The following is a 22774-nucleotide window of genomic DNA, read 5'->3' on the forward strand; positions in this document are numbered from 1 at the left end:
TGATCAGCTCGGATGCCCACCAGAAGTTGGTGGCCAAGGGCTGCAGTCACTTTCTGGGCCCGTGCGTGGTGACGCTGACGGGCGATGAGGCGGTGGCGGTGTGCGAATCCCTGGTGCTCGTTCGCGACGGCGACGGGTATCGGGTGTGGCGGGCCACCGCGCACCATTTCGCGCTGCGGCGCATCGACGACCACTGGCAGATCACCATCCGCACCAGTCGAGTTCTCGACGGGAATCCCGACGCGCACGCCCTGCTGGCGAAAGGCCTTGCGGGAGCGCCCTAGCTAGGTGCGGGATAAAAAGCCCAGCACCGTGCTCTCGAATGCCGCCTTGGCTTCGATCATGGCCCAGTGCCCCGAGTTGGGGAAGATGTGCAGCTCGGCGTTCGGGATCGTGCGCATCGGGATCAGGGCCATGTCAGGCGGGCTCACCCGATCGTCTCGGCCCCACGTCAGCAGCGTGGGTGCGGCCAACTTGTGCATGACCGCCCAGGGGAATGGCCGATCCGAGGCGGCCATCGCGGAGTTCATCGCGGCGAACGCCGCCTTGCCGTACATCCGGCGCGCGGCGGCCAGCGTGACGGGATCGGTGGCCAGCTGCCAACGTTCCTCGATCAGTTCGTCGGTCACCAAGGCCTGGTCGTAGACCATCGACTTGAGCCAGTCGACCAGCCGCTGCCGGGTCGGGTCCTCGACGAATTCCTGCAACAGCCGAATGCCTTCGCTGGGGCTGGGACTGAAGATGTTGGTGCCGATGCCGCCGATGGTCACCAGCCGGTCGATGCGGTCCGGGTTACCGATGGCGAAGTTGATGCCGACGCCGCCACCCATCGAATTGCCGACGATGTGTGTCTTGTCGACTCCGAGCGCGTCCAGAAAAGGCGGAACGCTGCCGAACGCGGTGACCATCGGGTGGCCGCCGAAGTCGTCGGTGACCCCGAAGCCGGGGAATTCCAGGATCAGGCAGCGGAAGTGCTCGGCGAACGTGGGCACAACCCCGCGGAAGTTACGCCAGCCGGTGACCCCGGGGCCCGAGCCGTGCAGGAACAGCAGCACCGGACCGGAATCCGGGCCGCAGTCGTAGTAGCGCAAAGCGCCCTTCGGGGTGGTGATTTCGCGCAGGTCGTGCTCAACGGTCGCTGGAGAGGTATTTGCCACGGCCCTCACCCTGCCATGTCGGCGCGCAGCGCGTGAGCGGTGTTCCGCTGATCGGCATCCGGGCCGGCGCCTAACGTGAACTGACGGCTTTGAGTGTGCGCTCAGGGCGGGGATTTCGCCGATTCACCGCCCAGCACGCACACTCAAAAGCCTGAGGCATGCCAGCTCGATCGGGGCGTGACTCTCGGCCCGGAAGCGGTTGTGCGCCAAGAACTCAGCTGCTGGTTGACGGCCGGGCCATGGCGGAGTCGGCGGCGGCCCAATCCGTCGACACCTTGCGATGCTTGATCAGCCACGTGCCACCGTCGGGCACCAAGGTGTCGCCATAGCGGCCGAAATGGTCGAGCCCGACATGGGTGACGACGGTGAAATAGCAGGAGACCTGCGCCTCGTCTGGAGTCACCGCGGTGAACGCGATGTTGGCCACGTTGTGCCGAACGACCGGCCTGACGTTCGGATCGACCGCGATCTTGCCGGTGACATCACCGAGGAACGCCATGATCTCGGCTCGGCCGCGCAGTGGCTCGGCGCCGCGAATCTCGAGAACACCGTCCGCGCAGAACGTCTCGGCCAGCCCGTCGAGCCGGCCGGCGTCACCGGACCAGTTGTATCGGGCGAGCGTGTCGCGGATCTGCTCACGGGCCACCAGCTCCCACATCTCCATCGTCGTGACTCCTCACCAACCGCGGGCACCGGGTATCGCATAGCACCCTAGTCAGCGCCGTGCGGACGCCCGTTCGGCTTACTTGACGACGCGAGGCCGGAAGGCCTGCAGGGGCTTGGGCAGGACACCGTTCAGGTCGAAGACGGCGATCACGGCCCGCAACATGGCGGGGGACCAGTCATCGAGGGGGTGCGCGTCTATCCGAGCAAGCACCTCCCGGCGGAGGTACTCGATGTTTGTCGGGGGCTCGTGATCGGTCATGGCCGCGCCTGTGGCTCTCAGCTCCTGGGGCAGATGTCGAGGTCGTAGTTGACGCTATTGCGCGTGCGTCGTCGATGCATAGGCAACTTGTCAGATTCAAATCTCTGTCAAGGAATAGCGCCGGCGGTTACAGCCGGCGGCGCCCCGAGCGGGAATGAATCGCGCCGTGAAGCGGTAGAAGAACGCATGGAACTCAACGACGCCGCACGAAACCTCATCGGCAAGGGTGCGGACGCCACCCTGGTCACCATCAATCCCGACGGCAGCCCCCAGGTGAGCTTGGTCTGGGTCGCCTTGCAGTCGACGCCGGAGGGGGACGAGCTGGTCACCGCCCACCTGGCCGAACACAAAAAGGTGCGCAACGTGCGCAGGGATCCGCGGGTAGCCGTCACGATCGTGTCGCTGGACGGGGCGGGTCAGGGGATGCGGCCCTACCTGTCGATCACCGGGACCGCACGGATCGCCGAGGGCGGTGCCCCCGAGCTGCTGAAGCAGCTCAACCCGATCCTCGGTGACCCGAACATGAAGTTCCCGCCGGACGGCGCACCGCCGGGATACCTCACCCGCATCCGCGTCGACAAGGTCGGCGGCATCGGGCCCTGGGTCGGCTGACCTCACCTTCTGCCACTTCCGCTACCCGGAGTAGCGCAATACAGTGGGTGGATGAAACCCGGCGCTGACGGCACCCATCTGCGGACATGCCCACTGTGTGAAGCCATGTGCGGCTTGGAGATTCACGTCGAAGCCGGCACGGTTACCGGCATCCGCGGCAACCGCGACGACGTGTGGAGCCGCGGACATCTCTGCCCGAAGGGCGTGTCACTGGGCGCGGTGCACCACGACCCGGACCGCATTCGGAGCCCGCTGATCAAGGTCGACGGACGCTGGCAGGAAGTCAGCTGGGACGCGGCGTTTCGGCGGTGCACCGAATTGCTGACTCCGGTGATCAAGAAGTACGGAATCGGTGCGGTCACCGCCTACACGGGCAACCCGCTGGCGCACTCGTTCTCACTGGCCCGCTACGCCGGCGTGCTGATGGGCATGTCCGGCATGCCGGTCACGTATTCACCGGGGACGGTCGACCAATGGCCGAAGAATCTCTCGTCGCACCTGATGTACGGCCTGTGGTGGAACTTTCCCGTGCCCGACATCGAGCGCACCGACCTGCTGGTCATCATGGGCGCCAACCCCGCCGCGTCGCAGGGTTCACTGTTGGCCGCGCCCGACGTGATGGGGCTGATCAACGGAATTCGCAAACGCGGCAAGGTAATCGTGATCGACCCGGTGCGCACGCAGACCGCGGCCCAGGCCGACGAGTGGCTGCCGATCGTGCCGGGCACCGACGCCGCGCTGCTGTTGGCGGTCGCGCACACGCTGTTCGACGAGGATCTGGTCAATCCCGGGCCGCATGTGGACGGTGTCGACACGATGCGACGGGTCGCCGCGGACTGGCCGCCGGAGCGGGTCAGCGCCGTCACCGGCATTGACGAAGACACCATCCGGCGTTTGGCGCGCGAACTTGCCGGCGCCGAGAAATCGGTGGTATACGGCCGAATTGGGTTGTGTAATCAGGAGTTTGGCAGCCTGGCCAGCTGGCTGGTCGACGTGATCAACATTCTGACCGGAAATTTCGACACCCCCGGCGGCGCCATGTTCCCCCAGCCGGCGGCCTGGTCCATCACCACGCAGCCGCTGCCCGGGCTCGAGGGTGGCCTCCCGGAATTCGGCCGTTGGCACACCCGGGTGCGCGGTGCCAAAGAGGTTCTCGGGCAGGCCCCGGTGTCGTGCATGACCGAAGAGATCGCCACACCGGGCGACGGGCAACTCAAGGCGCTGATCACGGTCGCGGGTAACCCGGTGTTGTCCACGCCCGGCGGCGACAAGCTCGACGAAGTGCTGCCGATGCTCGAGGCGATGATCTCCATCGATCTGTGGCTCAACGAGACGACCCGCCATGCCGATGTGATCCTGCCCGGGCTGTCACCGCTCGAGCAGCCGCACCACGACGATCTGATCCTGCTGTTCGCGATCCACAGCATCGCGAATTACTCCGCGCCGGTGTTCGACCCGGGCGATCGCCCGCACGAATGGGAGATCCTGATCCGGCTGACCGGCCTGTGCACCGGCACACCGGCCGAGGACGTCGACGTCGCCGCGATCGACGACGGCTTTTTCGACTACCTGGCCTTCACCCGGGGGATCGACGGAGCCGAGATCCGTAAGCGCTACGACCACGGCGGTCCCGAGCGGATGCTGGACCTCACGCTGCGCACCGGGCCGTTCGGGGATCAATACGGCAAGAACCCCGGTGGGCTGACGTTGGACCTGCTCAAGGCCAATCCGAACGGCATCGACTTCGGGCCGATGGTGCCGCAGCTGCCGGACATCCTGGGCACGCCGGACAAGAAGATCCGGCTCGCTCCGCAGTACCTGCTCGACGACTTGCCGCGGCTGGCCGCGCGGCTGGACCGACCCGCCGAGCCGCTGGTCCTGGTGAGCCGCCGACACCTGCGCTCGAACAACACCTGGCTACACAACGTCCCCGCGTTGATGAAGGGCAAGGACCGGTGCACGCTGCTGATCCACCCCGACGACGCGATGCGCTGCGGTGTGTCCGACAACGACGTCGTCACGGTGAAATCGGAGGCGGGCGAGATCAAAGTGCCCGTCGAGGTCACCGATGCGATCAGGCCCGGCGTGGTGTCGATGCCGCACGGCTGGGGACATGGCAAGCCGGGCACTCGCATGTCGGTGGCCAACAGCTCGCCGGGTGCGAATACCAACGCGCTTTCCCTGCCGACATTCGTCGACGAGCCATCGGGAAACGGTGTCCTCAACGGGATTCCGGTGACTGTGCTTGAAGATCGAGCACGGTACGAAGTCGCCCAAAGCAGCTGACTCAAACGAAACCCGGCCACTGGTTGCTGAACCGTCCGGGGCGCAGCCTCGTGGGCATAGTGGCGGGGCCGCGACTTCACGTGCACCGGGAAGGGGGAGAAGCCGTGTATTACTACCTGTTCATCGTCATCGTCGGCATCGAACGCCTGATCGGGCTCGTCGTCGCCCGCCGCAACGCCAAATGGGCAATCGCCCACGGGGGTAAGGAATTAGGCCTCGACCACTACCCGGCGATGGTCAGCCTGCATGCGTTGCTGCTGGTTTCGTGTCTGGTGGAAGTCTGGGCCTTGGGGCGCCCGTTCATCCCCTGGCTGGGATGGCCGATGATTGCCGTCGTGGTGCTCAGCAGCGTGATCCGGTGGCGCTGTGCTGCCGCCCTGGGCAGACACTGGAATCCGCGGCTCATCGTGATCCCGGGCGCGCCGCTGGTGCGGCACGGCCCGTATCGATGGGTGCGTCACCCCGACTACATCGCTGTGGTGGCGGAGGTCGCCGCGCTCCCGCTGATTAATTCGGCGTGGCTGACGGCGATCGCGTTCACTGTTGCCAACGCGTTGGTACTCCACGAGCGGATCCGCCTGGAAAACGCCGCATTGGCCTACGTCTGAACCCTCAGGGCGCTATCGGCCGATTCGTCCATTCCCGGTCAGGCCGCCGTGACGAGCGGAACCATCCGCCCGCGGCGCCGGTGCCGCCGTCGGTCGGGATCGTGTGGCCCGTGACGAACGCGGAGAGGTCCGAGGCCAGAAACAGGATCACCCGGGCCTGGTCCTCGGGCAGCCCCATCCGTCCCGCCGGAACCCATTGCGGCCATTGCGTTTGCTCCTCGGCGGACAGCCACTGTGAGTAGGGCACCTGCAGCGATTCGGTGACGTCGGGGCCAATCGCATTGACCCGCAAACCGTCCCGGCCCACCTGAACCGCGAGGCTGCGGGTGAAATGAATGACGGCCGCTTTGAATGCGGCGTAGACCGGGTCCTCGGGATAACCGCGCAGCCCTTCGACGGAGGAGACATTGACGATCGAGCCGCGGTGTTGGTCGATCATCGCCGGCAGGAACGCGTGAGTGACCAGGAAAACGTGGTGCAAGTTGATCCGGTAGAGCTCGTCCCAGAACTGCGGGTCGGTGTCGACGAAATTGCCCGGGTGGCGCAGCCAATGGCCGGCATTGTTGACCAATACATCGATCCGGCCGAACCGCTCCAGCACCGAGCGTGCCAGGGCAGTCACCTGGTCGGCCTCTCGCACGTCGGTGACGATCGGCAGCGCCACCCCACCCGACGTCGTGATCTCCTGCGCGGTCCGCCGCGCGAGCTCGGCGTCGATATCGGCGATGACCACGTGGGCGCCGTGTTGGGCGAACAGCTGCGCGGTTGCCGCACCGATACCGCCACCGCCGCCGGTCACCACCGCAACCCGGTCAGCCAGCATCTGATTTGCCTGCTCCATGCTCACATCTTCGAGCACTCGCTGAAATCGGTTGGCATCGAGGCCCGTTTCCCCCCGGGTGCTACGAAAGTGCCTACGCGGCAAATCTATTCGGGAACCGATGCGGTGAGCGCCCAGGATTCCCCACTGCTGCGGTGCGATCAAGACCGGTCGCATCCTCGGCGCGCCATCAGACGCGTATCGACGACCGGCCCCACTATCGGCCCCAACGCCGATACAGTGGGCCTCGTGACCCGAGCAGCCCCACCCGTGCTGACCGTGCGGTACGAGGGATCCCAACGGACCTTTGCACCAGGCAACGATGTGGTCATCGGGCGTGACTTACGGGCAGACGTCCGTATCGCGCATCCGCTGATTTCCCGGATACACCTGGTGTTGCGCTTTGATCAGGGCCGCTGGATCGCCATCGACAACGGCAGCCTCAATGGTCTGTACGTCAACAATCGCCGGGTGCCGGCCGTCGACATCCAGGACGGCCAGCGGGTCAATATCGGTAACCCGGACGGACCGGTGGTGACTTTCGAGGTCGGTCGCCATCAGGGTGCGGTCGGGACCCCGCCCTTGACGACGTCTATACCCATCGTCAATCCGCTGAGCGCGGCGGCCGATCCGCGGCTGGCCCAGGGGCGTCCACCGACCGGCTCGGTGTCACAGGGGCTGCCTCCGCAGCCACCGGCGAGCCCGTCGCGACCGATGCCGTCCTATCCACCCACTGGGCAGCAATCCGCCGCACCGTCGGGGTCAGTGCCGACGTACCCGACCGGGTCGCAGCCGAGCCCTCCGTCCGCGCCGGTGCAGCATCACCCGACCGGCACGCAACCAGCCGGACCATCGAGCGGATCGATGTCGTCGCCGCATATTTACCGGCCCCAACCTGGGAACGTTCCCCCGGCTGCGCCGGTCGACCCGCCGACCGCAATGACCGGCCGCGTCGGTGGCGACGCCGCGAACCTCGCGACTTCGATGATGAAGATCCTGCGGCCGGGCAAGGCGGGAATCGACGCGCCGGGCGCGATCAAGATCGGCCGGGCGAACGACAACGACATCGTCATTCCCGAGGTGCTGGCTTCGCGTCACCACGCGACCTTGGTCCCGACGCCGGGCGGCACGGAGATCCAAGACAACCGCAGCATCAACGGCACCTTCGTCAATGGTCAGCGCGTCGATTCCGCGCTGCTCAAGGACGGCGACGTTGTCACGATCGGCAACATCGACCTGGTGTTCGCCGGCGGCGCACTGGCGCGCCGCGATGCCGACACTGCCGCGCAGACCCGCCTCGGCGGTCTGGATGTACGCGGGGTGACCTGGACGATCGAGAACAACAAAACACTGCTGGACGACATCTCGTTGGGCGCCAGTCCCGGAACGCTCACGGCGGTTATCGGTCCGTCCGGTGCGGGCAAGTCGACTTTCGCCCGGCTGGTGGCCGGCTACACCCACCCCACCAACGGCACGGTGGCGTTCGAGGGCCACAACGTGCACGCCGAATATGCCTCGCTGCGCAGCAGGATCGGGATGGTGCCGCAGGACGACGTGGTCCACGGTCAACTCACCGTGGAACAGGCACTGGGGTACGCCGCCGAACTCCGGCTGCCGCCGGACACCACCAAGGAGGACCGCGAGCAAGTGGTCGCCCGAGTGCTCGAGGAGCTGGAGATGACCCAGCACCTGCACACCCGGGTCGACAAGCTCTCCGGTGGTCAGCGCAAGCGTGCGTCGGTGGCCCTGGAGTTGCTGACCGGGCCGTCGCTGCTGATCCTCGACGAGCCGACATCGGGTCTGGACCCGGCACTGGACCGGCAGGTCATGACGATGCTGCGGCAATTGGCCGACGCCGGTCGTGTGGTGCTGGTGGTCACGCACTCGCTGACCTACCTGGACGTCTGCGACCAGGTGCTGCTGCTGGCGCCCGGGGGCAAGACGGCGTTCTGCGGGCCGCCCGCGCAGATCGGCGCGGCCATGGGCACGACAAACTGGGCCGACATCTTCAGTTCGGTCGCCGGCGACCCCGACTCGGCCAAGGCGCAATACCTGGCGCGGACCGGTCCGCAGCCGCCACCACCGCCGCCGGAGAAGCCGGCCGAAATCGGCGATCCGTCGCACACGAGCCTGCTGCGGCAGTTCTCCACGATCGCCCGGCGCCAGGTCCGGTTGATCGTCTCCGACCGGGGCTACTTCGTCTTCCTTGCAGTGCTGCCGTTCATCATGGGTTCGCTGTCGATGTCGGTGCCGGGCAACGTCGGCTTCGGCGTCCCGAACCCGGTCGGCACCGCGCCCACTGAGCCGGGGCAGATCCTGGTGCTGCTGAATGTCGGCGCTGTTTTCATGGGGACGGCGCTAACGATTCGCGACCTGATCGGTGAACGCGCGATCTTCCTACGCGAACAGGCGGTCGGGTTGTCCACGTCCGCGTACTTGTTGGCGAAGGTGTGTGTCTATACGGTGTTTGCGGTCGTGCAGTCGGCCATCGTCACCGTCATCACGCTGCTGGGCAAGGGCGGGCCGACGCGGGGCGCCGCGGCGCTGGGGCAGGCTCCTCTGGAGCTTTTCGTCGATGTCGCGGCGACGACCGTTGCCTCGGCCATGCTCGGGTTGGCGCTCTCGGCGATCGCCAAGTCCAACGATCAGATCATGCCCTTGCTGGTGGTTGCGGTTATGTCGCAGCTGGTGTTCTCCGGCGGCATGATTCCTGTCACCGGCCGCGTCGGGCTCGACCAGATGTCCTGGGCCACGCCGGCACGATGGGGTTTTGCGGCATCGGCGTCCACCATCGACCTGACCAAGTTGGAACCTGGCCCCCAGGTCCCGAAGGACTCCCTCTGGCATCACACTGCCGGCACGTGGTGGTTCGACATGGGCATGCTGATCGCAATCAGCTTTTTCTACCTGGGCTTCGTGCGCTGGAAGATCCGCCTCAAAGGTGGGCGCTGACCACTCGACGACGGGGCCGGCGATCCAGAATGGATGGCTACGCCCCCTTGCGGACTACCTGCTCGGCCGCGGCGTGCATCCGGTCTGACAGTCGAAGGAGATCATGCTCGCCCACCCCATGGGGCAGGGTGTACGCCAGCTGACGCAATTCAACGGCATAGTTGCGCAACTCCTGGCGGAGGCGCGTCTCACCAGTGGGCATGACGTCTCCCCAATCCTCGAACCGCCAATTTGAATAGCATCCCAGCTGGACCCCATTTCTGCGATGGGGCAGGTGGGTTTTAACGGGAGTTTGACAGCGTTTTAACAGACCGGATCGCGTGGGAGCGAGGCATCAAGGATGCGCGGCAACAAATGTCTCGTTTCCAACGCCGGCGGCGAGTCCGTCGGCATCGAACGGTGCGTCGAGACGGGCGTGCAGCGTATCGGAATCGATGAGGAGGCTGATCTCGGCGGTCTGCCGGGCGAACAGGCGACCGAAAAGCGGGTAAAGCCAACGCATTACCGCCCTTTCCGCATCGCTACAGCGCGCCGCGCAATAGCCGACATGGCCCAGCTCGTCGGTCAGGATTTCGGTGTAGAGGCGTTCGATCCGAGCGGCAACGGCTGGCTCGTCGGCGAACAATTCGACACCGATTCGGCGTAGCTCGTCGAACATGATGCAACCCGCCATTTCGGCGGCGCCCACGAACGGGAATCCGAACCGCTCGGGAAGAAACACTTCCATCTTGACGAATTGACGCATGACGAACGGCGGCACAACCACCTGGAACGGCAGCCCGAAAATGTCGAGCACGTACGCCAAAAGCCGGGTGTGATAGTGCTCCTCGAGCGCAAGGTAGATGCGTTCGGGCGGCTCGTCCTCGCCGCCGATGCGCCCGTACGTATCGCCCAGGTCCACGCCGAACCGCTCCGCCTGATTCAGCTTGGCGGTGGCCAGCAGGAACAGCATCTCGCGCGACAGCCCTTGCTCGGGACGACGGCGACGCAGGTTGCGCAGAAACACCTTCCGATCGATGGAACGAGCAGAGTGCACCGGGTCGGTCTCCAACGACGTGAAGAAGCCTTCACGGTTGGCAAGCCGGCGATGCAGCAGATCGGCCTCGCCGTCACGATGGGCTAGGTAGACCCGGTAGCCGTCGATGCCTGTGCCGGTCATGGTGCCTCCATTCCTCCAACGATGGTTTTGACGTATCGGTCCAACAGCGCGGCACGCGATTTGGACGCTCCGCTGGTGACTAGCAAGGCGAACAGCCCGGTCAGGAAGATCACGCCGAGCTCGTCCGCGTCGGCATCCCGCGACACCCGCCGCACGGACTGCGCCTCGCTGATTGCGGCGATGACGAATTCGGCAAGCGGGTGTTCGGCGGTCTCGTCCTCAATGGGACGTGTTGCGGAGAAGTGCAACGCCAGCATGTCTCTGAAGACCACTGGGCCCAGCCGCTCCTCGGCGGCGAGCACCTGGCGCACCAGCTGCGTGAGCATCGAAGTCAGATCGCGTGGCCTACTCGTCTTGGCGAGTTTTGCGACGATCTTGGCCTCTTCGGCCCGCTCCAGCTCGACCAGCACATGCTCCTTGGTCGGGAAGTGGAAATAGAACGTTCCTCGCGCGACCCCGGTGGCCGCGGCGATCGCGGCCACGTCGGTACCCGCCAACCCGGACCGCCCGATCTCGGCGACCGCAGCATCGAAAAGGCGTGCGCGCGTGAGGAGGCGCTGCGCCTCTCTGCCGTTGACGACCGGCGAAACCTCAGTGGCCGGCGTCGTCGATGGCATGTCGGCAAACGTACACATTTCGCTGGCACCCGTCAATGACGGCTGTCAGCGAAATGTGGTCAGTCCGGCTGACGCCGACGAACGGGGTGCTCAGAGACCGAGGGAGGTCGAGCGTAACGTCGGGGCGAAATGGCGGGCGAAATCTCGCAGCGGCGTTACGCTGACGCGGCCGGATGGAAGGGTTAGGTGGCCGTAATGGATTTCGAACTCGACACCGCGCAACGCGCGTGGCTGAACGAGGTTCGCGAATTCCTTTCCGACAACGTCACCCCGGAACTACGAGCCGAACTGGCCGAGCACGATCTCGAATTCGCCGACGGCGAGGTGACCCGATTTCGCCGCAAGATCGGCGAGAAGGGGTGGTTCGGGCTGAACTGGCCGCGCGAGTATGGCGGTCTCGGCCTTGGCGCGGTGTATCAGCACCTGCTGATGAGTGAGTTCGAATATTGGGGCGTGCCCGGACCCGATCTCACCGTGACCTCAGTGGCGCCGATGATCATGCGGCACGGCACCGAGCAGAACAAGCACGAATGGCTCCCGCTGATCGCCAAAGGCGAAATGATCTGCGCCGTCGGCTATTCCGAGCCCGAAGCCGGAACGGACTTAGCCAGCCTGCGGACCCGTGCGACGCGCGATGGCGAGTACTGGGTGATCAACGGCAGCAAGATCTGGAACAGCGGGGCGCAGCGCGCCACCCACGAATGGCTGTGCGTGCGCACCGACCCGAATGGTGTTCGCCATCGCGGGATTTCGGTCATCATCGTGCCGATCGACAGCTCAGGCATTGAGATCCGCCCGCTGTACGCGTGGTCGGGCTACCGCACCAACGAGGTGCACTTCGATGATGTGCGGGTCCCCGTCACGAATCTGGTCGGTGAGGTCAACCGCGGCTGGACCTACATCACCGGCGCACTCGATCTGGAACGGGGTGCGCTGACCAACGCCGGCGATCTGCGTCGTGCCCTCGACGAGTTGGCCGAGCTGGCCCGCAGCCCGCGACGTGACGGATCGGTGACCGCTCACGATGCGGCCCTTCGTCGTCGGCTGGCGCAGGCCGAGGCCGATGTCGAGGTGGCCACGTTGATGGGTTATGAGGCCGCCTCGATCCTGGACAGCGGCGTGATCCCCACCGTGGAGGTCAGCGTCGAGAAGGTTTTCACCAGTGAACTTCGGCAGCGCATCGCCGGTCTGGCGCTCGATCTGCTCGGCCCGGACGGCCTGCTCGCCCATCGCAGCGAAAATGCCCCGTTGGCAGGCAAATTCGAACGGCTGTACCGGGCCGCCCCCTTGATGCGCTTCGGCGGCGGCACCAACGAAGTGCTGCGTGATGTCATCGCCCAGCGTGGCCATGGAATGCCTTCCTATGGGCGCTGACGCATGAAAGCGCTACCCACCGCCGAGCAGCGCGAGTTCGCCTCGTCGCTGCGCGCGCTGCTGTCCGCGGAGTGCCCGGTCAGTCTCGTGCGTGGGCTCGGTGAACCCGGCGCCGATCGAAGCACCCCGACGCTATGGAAGGCACTGGCCGACGCCGGTGTGTTCGGGCTCGCGGTGGCCGAGGAATACGGCGGTGCGGGCGGCTCGCTCGACGATCTCGCCGTGTTCTACACCGAGGCCGGCCGCGGTCTGTGTCCGACGACGGTGCACAGCACCATTGCGGCGGCGCTGGCGATCGACCAGCTTGGCTCGCCCGACGCCAAGACCGCGTGGCTGCCGCCGTTGGCGAGCGGGCATGTTCGCGGCACCACCGCGTTGTGGAATGCCCGTGACGCCGCCGACGTCTCCGCCGTGCTGCACGCCGATTCGGTCTCGACGGGGTGGCGGCTCAACGGAGTTGCGGACTATGTCGCCGACGCCGACGTCGCCGACCTCATCGTGGTGTCCGCCTGCGCACACGAGCGCATGTTGGTCTTCGCCGTTGACGCCCGTGCGACCGGGCTGACCATGGAGCCGCTTGCCATGGCGGGCGGGTACCGCGCGTTCGCGCTGCGCTTCGAGGATGTCACCGTCGGCTCCGAAACCCTGCTCGACGCCGCCGGTGAGGCCCGGGTGGCGCTGCGCCGCTTGGCCAATGCGGCGGTGGCCCTGGGCTCCCTCGACCTGGTCGGGATCGGGCAGGAGGTATTGGACCGCACCGTCGAGTACACCAAGCTGCGGCATCAGTTCGGCCGCCCGATCGCGTCCTTCCAGGCGGCGCAGCATTTGATCGCCAACATGCACATCGCCTTGGCAGCGGCGCGATTGGCCGCGCATTCCGCGGTCTTCTGGATCGCGCGGGGGCAGACGGCGACACGGCAGACGGCCATCGCACGCATGCATGCCGCGACGGCGGCCCGGCTGATCACGCTGGATGCCCATCAATTGCACGGCGGGATCGGTTACGTGACCGAAACCGATCTCCACTTGTGGACCGAACGGGCAAGGCTTGGTTCAACTCTCGGTGGCGGGGCAGACGTCGCCGCGGCCTGGCTGGAGGAAACCTTGGAGGACATCGGTGAGTGAGGACACCCTGATCGATGCGGAGTCGGCGTCGCGCGTGGGTACGGTCGCCGCGTCCGCGAGCGGCGAGGTGAACCGACGCGACTGGCAGCGCTGGGCGGCGGCGGTCGGTGACCACAATCCGTTGTATTTCGATCCGGAATACGCTCGCGCCAACGGCTTTCGAGACGTCATCTGCCCACCGCTTTTTCTGCAGTATGTGGTGCTCGGCGTCACGCGTCTTGACGCGCTTCGGCCCGATGGTTCCTCGGGGGCGGTTTCGGGCAGCCTCGCGTTTCCGCGAGCGCCCAAACGAATGGCCGGCGGCGATAGCTTCACCTTTCATCTGCCGGCCTATCACCGCGATGAGATCGAAATGGTTCGCACCATCGAGTCCATCGTCGAAAAGCAAGGTCGCTCCGGCAGATTCGTACTGGTCACCTGGCATACGGTCTACCGCAACCAGCACCGCGAGCTGGTCGCTGAAGCGTCGACGTCGATGATCGCCCGACCCTAGGAATGCCATGACACGTGAACAGGTGTTTTACGACGACATCGACGTGGGTGAGCAGATTCCTGCGCTGACCGTCACCGCCGACGAAACCCAGCTGTTCTTCTTCAGCGCCGCGACCTACAACGGTCACCGCATTCATTACGACAAAGAGTGGGCGCGCGACGTCGAAGGTTACGACAACGTATTGGTGCACGGCCCGCTTCAGGCGGCGCTGCTGGCCCGCGCGATCGGCGACTGGATCGGTGGACGCGGCCGTCTGGTGTCGTTCTCCGTGCAGAACCGGGCGACCGCATTGCCCGGCGAGCCGCTGACCTTCGGCGGCGTCGTCGCCGGCAAACGCCTGACCGAGGGCGCCGGACTACTGGATCTCGAGATCGCCGGCCGCCGCGACGACACCGTGCTGATGCCCGGAACCGCGACCGTCGAGCTGCCCCGACGCGGAACGCCGTCGTGACGGGATTGCGCGGCGAAGCGGCGATCGTCGGCATCACGGAGTTGCCGGCGCAGCGCCGTCCGACGGGGCCGCCGCGGTTCACCCTCGACCAGTACGCGCTGCTGGCGAAGATGGCCGTCGAGGACGCCGGTATCGATCCGGCGCACGTCAACGGGCTGCTAACCCATGGCGTTGCCGAATCGGCGATGTTCGCTCCAGCGACGCTGTGCGAATACCTCGGTCTGGCATTGGATTTCGGCGAGCGAGTGGACCTGGGTGGGGCGACGTCGGCCGGAATGATCTGGCGGGCTGCCGCGGCCATTGAACTTGGCATCTGCGACGCGGTGCTCGCCGTGGTGCCCGGATCGGCGTCGGTGCCGCAATCGACGCAACGCCCGGCCGCCGCCCCGAATTGGTATGGGGCGTCGTCAAACAACTATGGCTCACCGCAGGCCGAATTCGAGATCCCGTACGGCAACCTGGGCCAGAATGCGCCGTACGCTCAGATCGCGCAGCGCTACGCCGCGGAATTCGGCTACGACCCGGCCGCAGTCGCCAAGATCGCGGTCGACCAACGCACCAACGCCTGCGCGCACCCGGGTTCGGTTTTCCATGGCTCCCCGATCACGGTCGACGACGTTCTGGGCAGCCCGATGATCGCCGACCCGATCCACATGCTCGAAACGGTGATGCGCGTGCACGGGGGAGTGGGCGTCTTGCTCGCCAACGCCGACATCGCACGCCGGGGTCGACATCGCCCGGTATGGATCAAAGGCTTCGGCGAACACATCGCTTTCAAGACCCCGACCTACGCCGAAGACTTGCTGCACACCCCGATTGCGCGCGCCGCCGACAAGGCGTTCGCGATGGCCGGGCTGAACCGCTCCGATGTCGATATCGCGTCGATCTACGACTGCTACACGATCACGGTGCTGATGAGCCTGGAAGACGCCGGCTTCTGCGCGAAAGGCCAAGGCATGTCCTGGGTTGCCGAGCATGATCTGACCCATCGCGGCGACTTTCCGCTCAACACTGCCGGTGGTCAGCTGTCCTTCGGTCAGGCCGGCATGGCCGGCGGCATGCATCACGTCGTCGACGGCGCACGGCAGGTCATGGGACGAGCCGGCGCCGCCCAAGTGCCGGACTGCCACACCGCGTTCGTCACCGGCAATGGCGGCATCATGAGCGAGCAGGTCGCCCTGCTCATGCAGGGGGAGTGATGCCATGACCCGCGCCGGCGACGATGCAGAGCGCAGCGATGGGGAGGAGCGGCGCAAATGAGCACGGACGCCCGCCCGATTCCCGAGCCCACCCCCGTCTCGCAGCCCTTCTGGGACGGACTGGCCCAGCGCCGAATCCTGGTGCAGTACTCGCCCTCGCTGCGGCGCTATGTCTTCTATCCGCGCGTCCTGGCCCCCGGCACCCTGGCCGACGACCTGGAATGGCGCGAAATCGATGGCGCGGGAACGCTGTACACCTACACCATCGCTCGCCGACCCACCGGCCCGCCGTGGGCCGACGCGGTACCGCAGTTGCTCGCCGTGGTGCAGTGGGATGCCGGGCCGCGGATCAGCACCGAATTGGTCGACGTCGACCCGGACGACATCCGGATCGGGATGCGGGTGCAGCCGGTGTTCTACGATCTGCTCGAAGCCGGCATCACACTACTGAAATACCGGCCCGCATGACCTCAACGGTGAGGTCGGAGGTGCACATGGACGACGGCGTGCAGGCGATGCTCGACCAGTTGAACACCGGATTCCCGCGCGTCGAGAACATGACCGGCTCGCAGGCCCGCGCCGCGGTGGCCGAACGGCGCCTGCCGGCCAACAATCTCGACGACGTCGAGAGCGCCACCGACCGTTGCGTTCAGGGCCCCGACGGCGCCATCCCGGTACGCATCTACCGCCCGCACGGTGAGCACTCCGCGGACCGTGCCGCGATCGTGTTCTATCACGGGGGCGGATTCGTGTTCTGCGGCATCGAATCTCACGATGGATTCTGCCGGGCGTTGGCCCGCGGCAGCCACGCGGTGGTGGTGTCGGTCGACTACCGCCTTGCTCCCGAACATCCCGCGCCCGCCGCCGCGCTCGACGCGTACACGGTGTTCTGCTGGGTGGTCGAGCACGCCGGCGAGCTGGGTATCGATCCCACGCGCACCGCCGTCGCCGGCGACAGCGCCGGCGGCAATCTCGCCGCGGTCACCGCGATCCTCTGCCGCGACCGCGGCGTCACCCAACCTGTCGCACAGTTGCTGATCTACCCCGCGATCGATCCGTCGTTCGACACGGACAGCTACCGGCGCTACGGCACGGGATATTTCAACACCCGCGCCGCGATGCAGTGGTACTGGCGTCAATACCTCGGCGATGGCGAGGTTTTCGATCCGCCATATCTGGTGGCCCCTGCCCGCGCAGACTCCCTTGCGGGCCTGGCGCCCGCAGTAATCGTCACCGCCGGGCTCGACCCCTTGCACAGCGAGGGATGCGACTACGCGCGCATGTTGGGCGATGCCGGAGTGCCGGTCGTGCACCGGGACTTTCCCGGTTTGTTCCACGGTTTCATGACCATCCCGTCTTTCGGGCCGGCGGCATCGGCGCAGGATCTGATCTGCGCCGACCTGGGCGAGCTGCTGCATCCGGTGTATCGAGGCGCCTCGACATGACCGAAATAAGCGACGTCATCGTCATCGGCGCCGGGTTCGCCGGGCTCTACGCCGTGCATCGCCTCGCCTCGTCGGGCCTGTCGGTGACTGCTCTCGAGGCGGCCCCCGATGTGGGCGGTACCTGGTACTGGAACCGTTATCCGGGCGCGCGATGCGACGTCGAAAGTGTGGACTACTCCTACTCTTTCGACGAAGTGCTGCAGCAGAGCTGGCAGTGGAGCGAGCGCTTCGCCGCCCAGCCGGAGATTCTGGCCTACCTGCGGCACGTGGCCGACCGCTTCGATCTGCGCCGTCACTATCGATTTGGCGTGGACGTGGTCGGTGCCACCTTCGAGCAGGGTGACGGTCGCTGGCATGTCGACACGGTGACCGGGGACACGTTTGCGGCACAGTTTCTGTTGTGCGCAACCGGCTGCCTGTCGGCGGTGAATCGGCCCAATATCCCGGGCGCTGAGGACTTCTCGGGCGAGGTGTATTTCACGGCAGTGTGGCCCCGCGAGGACCCCGATCTGAGCGGCAAGCGAGTGGGCCTGATCGGCACCGGATCGTCCGGGATCCAGGTGGCGCCGATCATCGCGGCTCAGGCCGAGAGCCTGGTCGTATTCCAGCGATCCGCGAACTACACCATCCCGATGCCCAACCGGCCCTGGTCGGCCGAGGAACAGCAAGAGATCCAGGAGCAGTACCCCGAGCGTCGCCGGGCCTCCGCCTACGCACAGGCCGGCACACCGCACGGCACCTACCACAAGAACGCCGTCGACACCGAACCCCGAGAGCAAGTTGAAGCACTGTGGAAGAGCTGGCGCGAAGGCGGCGTGCTGTTCGCCAAGACCTTCCCCGACCAAACCAGCGACCTGTCCGCCAACGACGTCGCCAGGCAGTTCGCCGAGGAGCGGATCCGGGAAATCGTCACCGATCCCGTTGTCGCAACCGATCTCATCCCGGTCGATCACCCGATCGGAACCAAACGGATCTGCACCGACAACGGCTACTACGCCACCTTCAACCTCGACAACGTGCGACTGGTGAACCTGCGCCGCGAACCCATCGAAGCGATTACCGCCGACGCTGTACGCACCAATGAAACGACGTATCCCTGCGATGTGCTGATCTTCGCGACCGGCTTCGACGCCATGACCGGAGCGTTGACCCGGATCAACCCGAGCGGCCCCGGGGGAAAGCGATTACGGGACATCTGGGCCGACGGCCCGGTGACCTTCCTCGGTCTGATGGTGCCCGGCCTGCCGAACCTGTTCACGATCAGCGGCCCGGGCAGCCCCTCGGTCCTGGCGAACATGGTGCTGCACGCCGAGGTTCAGGTCGACTGGGTCATCGATCTGTTGCGCGCCGCGCGACAACTGGGCGTCGGCGAGGTCGAGCCACGCCGCGACGCGGCCGTCGCCTGGACCGACCACGTTGCCCAAGCTGCCGAGCGGACGCTGTTCCCCAAGGCCGCGTCGTCGTGGTACCTGGGCGCCAATATCGAAGGCAAGAAGCGAACCTTTATGCCCTACATCGGAGGGTTCGGCACCTACCGGCGCCACTGCAACGATGTGGCCGATCACAACTACGCCGGGTTGGTGTTGACGACGAGATCAACGAGGAAGTGAGACAGTGCCGGAGACCGTCCAACAGCTCTTGCGGCAGCGCAGCCAGGACGACACGCCTGCGATCGCTCACGGTGACAAGACCTGGACCTGGCGCGAGCACCTCGCCGAAGCCGAGAGCGAGGCGTCGGCGCTGATCGCGCTGGCCGATCCGACGCGCCCGTTGCATGTCGGTGCCGCGCTTGGCAATTCACCGGCCATGCTGCGCGCGATGGCCGCCGCGGCGCTGGGCGGCTACGTGCTGTGCGGCCTCAACACGACGCGCCGTGGACCCGCCCTGCTGTCCGACATCCAGCGCTCCGACTGCCAAATCCTGCTCGTCGACCATGAACACATGCCCTTATTGGAGGGTTTGGACCTCAACGGAATTCACGTTCTCGACGTGGACGGGACACGCTACGGCGACGCGGTCGCCGCGGCGCCACCACTGACTCCGCACCGCGAGGTCAGCGCCGCCGACACCTTCATGATGATCTTCACCTCCGGAACCAGCGGCAATCCCAAAGCCGTTCGGTTCGCGCATGGGATGGCGATCATGTGCGGCGCCAGCCTGATCTTTCAATACGACGTCACCGCAGCCGACGTTTGCTATCTGGCGATGCCGCTGTTTCACTCCAACGGCGTTGCCGCCGGCTGGGCCGTCGCCATCGGCAGCGGCGCACTGATGGTCCCGGCCACGTTCTCGCCGTCACGCTTCATCGACGACGTGCGCCGCTACCAGGTCACGTACCTGAATTATGTCGGCAAACCGCTTGCCCTGATCCTTTCCACTCCCGAGCGTCCCGACGACGCCGACACGACGCTGCGCGTGGCGTTCGGCAACGAGGCAACCGACCGCGATATCGCCGAATTCGCGCGGCGTTTCGGGTGCCGCGTGATCGACAGCTTCGGATCCAGCGAGTTCGCGGTGATCGTGGTGCGAGAAGACGGCACGCCGCCCGGCTCCATCGGCAAGCCCTATCCCGGGGTCAGCATCTACAACCCGACAACCCTGAGGGAATGTGCCGTCGCGCAGTTCGACGAACACGGCGCGCTGACCAACTTCGACGAGGCGGTCGGCGAATTGGTCAACACCCAGGGAGCGGGTCCGTTCGCCGGCTACTACAACGACCCGGCTGCCACCGCCGAGCGGATGCGGCACGGCATGTATTGGGCGGGTGACTTGGCCTACCGCGATGCCGACGGCTGGATCTACCTTGCCGGCCGCACCGCCGACTGGATGCGGGTGGACGGCGAAAACCTGGCGGCCGCGCCGATCGAGCGGATTCTGGAACGGCTGCCGCAGGTCAGCCAGGTCGCGGTGTATGCCGTACCGGACGAACGGGTCGGCGACCAGGTGATGGCGGCGCTGGTGCTTCGCAATGGGATGAATTTGCGGCCAACGGATCTCGAGCAGTTTCTGGCCGCACAAAACGACTTGTCGCCCAAGGCATGGCCGCGGTATGTGCGCATCAACGACGACCTTCCGGCGACGGCCACCAACAAGATCCTCAAGCGCGAGCTGATCGCCGCCGGGATCAGCGCGCAGGGCGGCACGCTGCTGACCCGAGCGCCGCGCGGCACGACGTATACCGTTGGTGATCAAGCCATCTCGGTTGCGGCACGACCGGTTCCTGATGCCGCAACCTCGTAACCTCAGCCGGCTTCCGCCTCGGGGGGTCCCTCGCCGAACCGGGCCAGGACCAGGGTCCCGGCGACCGCGACGGCGAATCCCGCGATGACGACCCAGCCCCAGCCGGGCCGAGCGGTGTCGCCCAGCCATACGACTCCGACGAGTGCGGGCGCGATCGTCTCACCGACCACCATCGCGGCGACTGTGGTGGTGACCGATCCGCGCTGCAGTGCGGAGGTGAACAACAGGAACCCGGCGGCGCCACCACCGGCCGCCGCGTACAGGGCCGGGTTGGTGTAGAACGCGGCCCTGGTGGGGTCGATCTCGTCGAGCAGGCGCACACCGACCTCGACGACACCAAACCCGCTTCCGGCCGCAAGACCCAGCGCAAGCGCGCGTTCACGGTGGGGCAACCGGCCGGCGACGGCACCGCCCAGGAAGATGGCGGCGACGACGACGATCAGCGCCCAGCCGAGTCCTGCTGGCCCGTGACGAAAGTGCCCGGGTCCGGCAGCACAAGCGAGTGCGGCGAGGCTCACGCAGACCACACCCACGGCCGTCCATTCGGCCTTCGAAAGTCGCGCCGAGAGCACCCACGCGGACACGATCCCGGTCACCGCGATAGAAGCGGCCAACGCCGCAGCAACGACGTAGATCGGCACCAGCCGTAGCGCCGCGACCTGCAACGCGAAACCGAGCACGTCAAGGCCGATGCCGGCCAGGTAGCGCCACTGGCGAAGGGCGCGCAACAGCAGTCGTGCGTCGACACCGGACGTACCGCCGGATTCCACCGACCGCGCCGCGACAGCCTGCAGCACCGAGGCTGTGCCGTAACACACCGAACAACCCAGAGCGAGTAGGAATCCGATCAGCACAGACCGACACTAGCCGAGCTCGTCGCTTGTCGGTGCCGCCATCGGGAGCACCAGGGCCAGGGCTTTCAGGCGAGCCGAATACGCTTGGACACCCCACGCCATCGCTTCGTCATCAATCGCGCCCTCGGTGTGTGAGATGTCATAACGGCAGTAGTAGTCTGCGGTAGCCCAAAAATCTGCGCCGTCGCGGGACAACTCCGGTGCATTAAGGCCAATGCCATCGGGGTCACGCGGCTAGCGTTGAGTAGCACGACGTATTCGGCTGAGTCCAAGGAGAATTCGAGCGTTCGCCGTGATCCCACGGTCCAGGGCTAGCGGTTGTTTTCCGTGAAGCGATATACCGCCTCGGCGATCTCTTGCGCAGGCCGGCGCCGTTCACATGGTGGAGATGATCTGCAGACGTTGCGCGCTGTACTCCGTGTCGGAGATCGTCCCTCGCGCGTGCAGTTCCTCGAGCTGCCGCAGACGCTCGGAGACCAGCTCCTCGGGCGCCGGAAGCGGCAGCGGACGTGCCCACGGCTTTGGATCGTCGACCGTGGTGCGCCAGCCCGTGCCGAGGTTGATCAGCCGCAGCGCGAACAGCACGCCGGCCGCGGTGATGGGCAGCCCGAAGTAGAGCATCCACCCCAAGGGCATACCGGTGCGGCTGAGCGCGAAATACCGCGAGACGAGCAGTAGCGCGACGATCGCTCCGGACGACAGCACGGCGACCTTTGTCTTCATTCGTGGTTTCCTTCTCGCGGCGCGCTGCCGGCGGCAGCGGTGATGCAACAAGTGGAAACCGCCCGCACGGCTACCGATCCCAAAATCGCTCGGTCGCGACCGCTATCCCGACGCGGGTGTCTGATCCGGCGGCCGGCAGAGCGGCGCGAGGTAGTGCAACACCAGGGCGGTGACGATGCCGTAGCCGAGATGCGGAATCAGGTCGCTGATCCAGTCGGCGAGGCTCCAGGTGAGCGGGTTGGTCACCCCGAGAACGGTCATCGGTCCGTTGGTGCCAACGAGGGCGATGGCCGACGCCACCAGCGTGGCCACAAGCAGTCCGGGCCGCCAACCCAGGGCATAGGCCAACCCGAGAATGATGCCCATCCCGATGCCCGCGGCGTACCCGGTGAGCGCACCGAGCCCGGAGATTCGGTTGGCGAGCACGTCACCGCTGCCGGGAACGGTGAGGCCGAAAAGCCGCGCCATGGCATCGACGGTCCGCTCGGGTGTGCTGCTCGTCGGACGGCCCCGCACCGCGATGTCGAGGTAGGTGATGACGTTGAGGGTGGTGGTACCCGCGGCGCCCGCGGCCGCGCCACTCAGCACTCCCGGCCAGAGCCGCTTGCCCTGCAGCCCCGACCACACGGCAGATCGCCTGGTTTCCATAACGACCTTCTCCTTGGCTGCCCGCCCACCGCGACCCGGTCCATAATAGGGATGCCGCCGACGTGTCGTGCCGTGTTGCGTTTCTG

24 protein-coding genes are annotated in these 22774 nt (G+C 66.2%); 14 read left to right on the plus strand and 10 right to left on the minus strand.

The features are described 5' to 3' along the window. On the plus strand, nt 1–284 hold a 284-nt coding region (locus ACZY0B_RS23185; protein ID WP_463766576.1), incomplete at its 5' end, for a nuclear transport factor 2 family protein. On the opposite strand, the gene ACZY0B_RS23190 is transcribed toward ACZY0B_RS23185, so the two are convergent. The 3 genes from ACZY0B_RS23190 to ACZY0B_RS23200 form a co-directional block, all read right to left on the minus strand. Continuing rightward, on the minus strand, nt 285–1166 hold the full coding sequence (locus ACZY0B_RS23190; RefSeq protein WP_463766577.1) for an alpha/beta fold hydrolase: 882 nt from the start codon (nt 1164–1166) through the stop codon (nt 285–287). A gap of 205 nt (nt 1167–1371) precedes the next feature. Further along, the gene (locus ACZY0B_RS23195) at nt 1372–1821 is read right to left on the minus strand and encodes a nuclear transport factor 2 family protein (protein ID WP_463766578.1); all 450 of its coding nucleotides are present in this window, start codon (nt 1819–1821) and stop codon (nt 1372–1374) included. Between the two features lie 78 nt (nt 1822–1899). Continuing rightward, nucleotides 1900–2082 (minus strand): hypothetical protein, encoded by a 183-nt coding sequence (locus tag ACZY0B_RS23200; RefSeq protein ID WP_463766579.1) that lies wholly within the window; start codon nt 2080–2082, stop codon nt 1900–1902. A gap of 186 nt (nt 2083–2268) precedes the next feature. Here ACZY0B_RS23200 and ACZY0B_RS23205 point away from each other — a divergent pair, with 186 nt between their 5' ends. The 3 genes from ACZY0B_RS23205 (at nt 2269) to ACZY0B_RS23215 (ending at nt 5588) form a co-directional block, all read left to right on the plus strand. Beyond that, the gene (locus tag ACZY0B_RS23205) at nt 2269–2694 is read left to right on the plus strand and encodes a PPOX class F420-dependent oxidoreductase (RefSeq protein ID WP_463766580.1); all 426 of its coding nucleotides are present in this window, start codon (nt 2269–2271) and stop codon (nt 2692–2694) included. A 51-nt stretch (nt 2695–2745) separates the two neighbouring features. Next, nucleotides 2746–4980, plus strand: a complete 2235-nt coding sequence (locus ACZY0B_RS23210; protein ID WP_463766581.1) for a molybdopterin-dependent oxidoreductase — start codon at nt 2746–2748, stop codon at nt 4978–4980. Between the two features lie 104 nt (nt 4981–5084). Beyond that, on the plus strand, nt 5085–5588 hold the full coding sequence (locus ACZY0B_RS23215) for an isoprenylcysteine carboxyl methyltransferase family protein (RefSeq protein WP_463766616.1): 504 nt from the start codon (nt 5085–5087) through the stop codon (nt 5586–5588). A 4-nt stretch (nt 5589–5592) separates the two neighbouring features. Here ACZY0B_RS23215 and ACZY0B_RS23220 read toward each other — a convergent pair whose 3' ends face one another. Beyond that, nucleotides 5593–6429: an SDR family NAD(P)-dependent oxidoreductase gene (locus ACZY0B_RS23220; protein WP_463766582.1), complete on the minus strand. Its 837-nt coding sequence runs from the start codon at nt 6427–6429 to the stop codon at nt 5593–5595. Nucleotides 6430–6648: 219 nt separating this feature from the next. On the opposite strand from ACZY0B_RS23220, the gene ACZY0B_RS23225 reads away from it, so the two are divergent. After that, complete coding sequence (locus ACZY0B_RS23225; protein ID WP_463766583.1) at nt 6649–9360, plus strand: FHA domain-containing protein; 2712 nt, start codon at nt 6649–6651, stop codon at nt 9358–9360. 37 nt (nt 9361–9397) lie between these two features. On the opposite strand, the gene ACZY0B_RS23230 is transcribed toward ACZY0B_RS23225, so the two are convergent. From ACZY0B_RS23230 to ACZY0B_RS23240, 3 genes are all read right to left on the minus strand, one after another. After that, nucleotides 9398–9562, minus strand: a complete 165-nt coding sequence (locus tag ACZY0B_RS23230) for a hypothetical protein (RefSeq protein WP_463766584.1) — start codon at nt 9560–9562, stop codon at nt 9398–9400. A gap of 132 nt (nt 9563–9694) precedes the next feature. Next, nucleotides 9695–10519, minus strand: a complete 825-nt coding sequence (locus ACZY0B_RS23235) for a hypothetical protein (RefSeq protein WP_463766585.1) — start codon at nt 10517–10519, stop codon at nt 9695–9697. Next, nucleotides 10516–11136: a TetR/AcrR family transcriptional regulator gene (locus ACZY0B_RS23240; protein WP_463766587.1), complete on the minus strand. Its 621-nt coding sequence runs from the start codon at nt 11134–11136 to the stop codon at nt 10516–10518. The genes ACZY0B_RS23235 and ACZY0B_RS23240 overlap by 4 nt, the downstream gene beginning before the upstream one ends. A 195-nt stretch (nt 11137–11331) precedes the next feature. On the opposite strand from ACZY0B_RS23240, the gene ACZY0B_RS23245 reads away from it, so the two are divergent. From ACZY0B_RS23245 to fadD1, 9 genes are read left to right on the plus strand one after another with little or no spacing between them, the layout of a single operon-like run. After that, on the plus strand, nt 11332–12510 hold the full coding sequence (locus ACZY0B_RS23245) for an acyl-CoA dehydrogenase family protein (RefSeq protein WP_463766588.1): 1179 nt from the start codon (nt 11332–11334) through the stop codon (nt 12508–12510). Nucleotides 12511–12513: 3 nt separating this feature from the next. After that, entirely contained in the window at nt 12514–13635 is a 1122-nt protein-coding gene (locus ACZY0B_RS23250; RefSeq protein WP_463766589.1) for an acyl-CoA dehydrogenase family protein, read from the plus strand. Then, a complete protein-coding gene (locus ACZY0B_RS23255) occupies nt 13628–14128 on the plus strand; it encodes a MaoC family dehydratase (RefSeq protein WP_463766590.1) in 501 nt (166 codons plus the stop codon). Before ACZY0B_RS23250 ends, ACZY0B_RS23255 begins: the two co-directional genes overlap by 8 nt. Before the next feature lie 7 nt (nt 14129–14135). After that, nucleotides 14136–14579, plus strand: coding sequence for a hotdog family protein (locus ACZY0B_RS23260; RefSeq protein ID WP_463766591.1), 444 nt, complete (start codon nt 14136–14138; stop codon nt 14577–14579). Then, nucleotides 14576–15778 carry a thiolase family protein gene (locus ACZY0B_RS23265; RefSeq protein ID WP_463766592.1) on the plus strand — a complete coding sequence of 401 codons (1203 nt, stop codon included), beginning with the start codon at nt 14576–14578 and terminating at the stop codon, nt 15776–15778. The genes ACZY0B_RS23260 and ACZY0B_RS23265 overlap by 4 nt, the downstream gene beginning before the upstream one ends. Before the next feature lie 57 nt (nt 15779–15835). Continuing rightward, nucleotides 15836–16246, plus strand: coding sequence for a Zn-ribbon domain-containing OB-fold protein (locus ACZY0B_RS23270; protein WP_463766593.1), 411 nt, complete (start codon nt 15836–15838; stop codon nt 16244–16246). Between the two features lie 20 nt (nt 16247–16266). Next, entirely contained in the window at nt 16267–17223 is a 957-nt protein-coding gene (locus ACZY0B_RS23275; protein WP_463766617.1) for an alpha/beta hydrolase, read from the plus strand. Then, nucleotides 17220–18833 carry a flavin-containing monooxygenase gene (locus tag ACZY0B_RS23280; RefSeq protein WP_463766594.1) on the plus strand — a complete coding sequence of 538 codons (1614 nt, stop codon included), beginning with the start codon at nt 17220–17222 and terminating at the stop codon, nt 18831–18833. The genes ACZY0B_RS23275 and ACZY0B_RS23280 overlap by 4 nt, the downstream gene beginning before the upstream one ends. 4 nt (nt 18834–18837) lie before the next feature. Then, nucleotides 18838–20463: a fatty-acid--CoA ligase FadD1 gene (gene fadD1, locus ACZY0B_RS23285; protein WP_463766595.1), complete on the plus strand. Its 1626-nt coding sequence runs from the start codon at nt 18838–18840 to the stop codon at nt 20461–20463. Between the two features lie 2 nt (nt 20464–20465). Here fadD1 and ACZY0B_RS23290 read toward each other — a convergent pair whose 3' ends face one another. The 3 genes from ACZY0B_RS23290 to ACZY0B_RS23300 all read right to left on the minus strand — a co-directional run bounded on the left by ACZY0B_RS23290 (nt 20466) and on the right by ACZY0B_RS23300 (nt 22688). Then, entirely contained in the window at nt 20466–21317 is an 852-nt protein-coding gene (locus ACZY0B_RS23290) for a DMT family transporter (protein WP_463766596.1), read from the minus strand. 375 nt (nt 21318–21692) lie between these two features. Beyond that, entirely contained in the window at nt 21693–22040 is a 348-nt protein-coding gene (locus ACZY0B_RS23295) for an SHOCT domain-containing protein (protein ID WP_463766597.1), read from the minus strand. A gap of 102 nt (nt 22041–22142) precedes the next feature. Continuing rightward, complete coding sequence (locus tag ACZY0B_RS23300) at nt 22143–22688, minus strand: hypothetical protein (protein WP_463766598.1); 546 nt, start codon at nt 22686–22688, stop codon at nt 22143–22145. Between the last annotated feature and the right edge of the window lie 86 nt (nt 22689–22774).

It is taken from the genome of Mycobacterium sp. IDUB_19 (assembly GCF_055419445.1).

Excerpts from the sequence above, each read along its gene's own strand:
- ACZY0B_RS23195 (WP_463766578.1), bottom strand. The coding sequence starts at position 1,821 with ATGGAGATGTGGGAGCTGGTGGCCCGTGAGCAGATCCGCGACACGCTC.
- ACZY0B_RS23200 (WP_463766579.1), bottom strand. The coding sequence starts at position 2,082 with ATGACCGATCACGAGCCCCCGACAAACATCGAGTACCTCCGCCGGGAG.
- ACZY0B_RS23205 (WP_463766580.1), top strand. The coding sequence starts at position 2,269 with ATGGAACTCAACGACGCCGCACGAAACCTCATCGGCAAGGGTGCGGAC.
- ACZY0B_RS23210 (WP_463766581.1), top strand. The coding sequence starts at position 2,746 with ATGAAACCCGGCGCTGACGGCACCCATCTGCGGACATGCCCACTGTGT.
- ACZY0B_RS23220 (WP_463766582.1), bottom strand. The coding sequence starts at position 6,429 with ATGGAGCAGGCAAATCAGATGCTGGCTGACCGGGTTGCGGTGGTGACC.
- ACZY0B_RS23230 (WP_463766584.1), bottom strand. The coding sequence starts at position 9,562 with ATGCCCACTGGTGAGACGCGCCTCCGCCAGGAGTTGCGCAACTATGCC.
- ACZY0B_RS23235 (WP_463766585.1), bottom strand. The coding sequence starts at position 10,519 with ATGACCGGCACAGGCATCGACGGCTACCGGGTCTACCTAGCCCATCGT.
- ACZY0B_RS23240 (WP_463766587.1), bottom strand. The coding sequence starts at position 11,136 with ATGCCATCGACGACGCCGGCCACTGAGGTTTCGCCGGTCGTCAACGGC.
- ACZY0B_RS23245 (WP_463766588.1), top strand. The coding sequence starts at position 11,332 with ATGGATTTCGAACTCGACACCGCGCAACGCGCGTGGCTGAACGAGGTT.
- ACZY0B_RS23250 (WP_463766589.1), top strand. The coding sequence starts at position 12,514 with ATGAAAGCGCTACCCACCGCCGAGCAGCGCGAGTTCGCCTCGTCGCTG.
- ACZY0B_RS23260 (WP_463766591.1), top strand. The coding sequence starts at position 14,136 with ATGACACGTGAACAGGTGTTTTACGACGACATCGACGTGGGTGAGCAG.
- ACZY0B_RS23270 (WP_463766593.1), top strand. The coding sequence starts at position 15,836 with ATGAGCACGGACGCCCGCCCGATTCCCGAGCCCACCCCCGTCTCGCAG.
- ACZY0B_RS23280 (WP_463766594.1), top strand. The coding sequence starts at position 17,220 with ATGACCGAAATAAGCGACGTCATCGTCATCGGCGCCGGGTTCGCCGGG.
- ACZY0B_RS23295 (WP_463766597.1), bottom strand. The coding sequence starts at position 22,040 with ATGAAGACAAAGGTCGCCGTGCTGTCGTCCGGAGCGATCGTCGCGCTA.
- ACZY0B_RS23300 (WP_463766598.1), bottom strand. The coding sequence starts at position 22,688 with ATGGAAACCAGGCGATCTGCCGTGTGGTCGGGGCTGCAGGGCAAGCGG.